This is a genomic window from Chitinophaga sp., from assembly GCF_035564935.1.
In the GTDB taxonomy this organism is placed as follows: Bacteria; Bacteroidota; Bacteroidia; order Chitinophagales; family Chitinophagaceae; genus Chitinophaga.
The window spans coordinates 1-1,646 of sequence record NZ_DATMTE010001066.1 but is presented as its reverse complement, the minus strand read 5'-3'; the positions used below and the strand labels follow the sequence as shown (position 1 = coordinate 1,646).

General features: G+C 49.1%; 1 protein-coding gene. It reads right to left on the bottom strand.

The annotated features are described in order from the left end of the window. Positions 1 to 51: 51 nt before the first annotated feature. A complete protein-coding gene (locus VN105_RS27615; RefSeq protein WP_325646348.1) occupies positions 52 to 1,446 on the bottom strand; it encodes a Gfo/Idh/MocA family protein in 1,395 nt (464 codons plus the stop codon). Positions 1,447 to 1,646 lie beyond the last annotated feature (200 nt).

Here is a 1,646-nt window from a genome sequence, read left to right as displayed (position 1 = left end):
GCGTAATCAGTGTTCCAAGACAATTTAAAGCGCCGAAGGCGCTCTACACGCTTAGTACTCGTCGTTCAGCGCGAAGATCGGTGTCCTGTTCATCCAGCGGCCACGGGTAAAGTCGGGGATGAATTGTACGCTGCCGCTTTCTGCTACGGATTGTTCACTCAGCGGAGTGATGGCGTACCAGGTAGCCATGTCGTATACATCCAGCGGATATGGAGCGCCGCGTTTAATACACTCCAGGAAGGAGTTCAGTACAAACCAGTCCATACCGCCATGACCAGCGCCTGCTGCATCGTTGGCATATTTTTTCCACAACGGGTGGTCGTATTTGCCAAAGTAGCTGTTAGGATCATTGAAGTCGCCGGTTTTTTCCCACTCATCGTATTTGCTCTTCTTCTCTACATAAACGGAGCTCTGATCGTCCATCCACAAACCGTTGGTTCCCTGAACGCGGAAGTTCAGTGAGTAAGGGCGGGGAGAGTTGGTATCGTGAGATAACATGATGGTTTCACCATTGTTGGTTTGGATCAGGGTAGACACGATATCGCCCAGTTTGAACCGCACTTTTGCATTTGGATGGTTTTCACCACCGTTATCTACAATGTACTTATGCAGGCCGCGTGATTTGGTAGCTACGGATGTAAGCGACACCAAACGGTTACCGCGGTTGATGTTGATATAATTGTTAACAGGACCCAGGCCATGAGAAGGATAGAGATCGCCGTTACGGTGTACAGAGTGGTTGGTTCTCCATTTGGCTTCAGACAGCGCCTTTTCGCCAAACTCAACGCCACCGCCGTAATATTGCTTGCCGTTGTTAAATTTCACTGCGCGCAGATCGTGCTGGTAGCCTCCCTGTAAGTGGGTAAGCTCACCAAATAAGCCCTGGCGTACCATGTTCAGCACCGCCATCACATCTCTGCGGTAACATACGTTCTCCATACCAAATACCGGGATACCGGTTTCTTCACTGGTGTTCACCAGTTCCCAGCATTCCTGGATATCAGATGCGCCGCATACTTCCACTGCCGGTGTTTTCCCTGCTTTCATACAGGCAACCGCCATGATGGAATGCCATTCCCATGGAGTGGCAATGATCACCGCGTCGATGTCGTCGCGCTTCAGCATGTTGCGGAAATCTTCCGGACCATTGGTGTACTCAGCTACTTTTCTTTTGCCGCCGTATACCTTTTCGATCATCGCTCTCACCTTTGGCAGGGTGTAAGCGGTGTCGGGATCAGCGAAAGCAACTACTTCCGCATCTTCACGATGAAGACAGAAATTCAGGTGACCAAGTCCGCGGGCGCCAACGCCAATCAGGCCGATTCTTACCTTGGGTTTCTTTTCGTTGGCAAATAATTTGGCAGAAGAGCCGAGCATAGAAAGTCCTACGCCAGCTGCTACCGTGTTTTTCAGAAAACTTCTGCGATGCAGTGGATTTTTATTCATTGTTCAAAGTTTATCAGCGTATACATTATACGTCTTAGGAGGCACTAAATTTATAAAAATTGATTTATCAAAACCAACCCAATGGAGAATAATCTTACATTTTTGTGATAAACGGCGGGCAATCTTCATTTATCCCACATGCTCCCGGTCACGGAAGGCGCATGCAGCGCCATACGAAGGGATGATCCGAGGCACGTTAT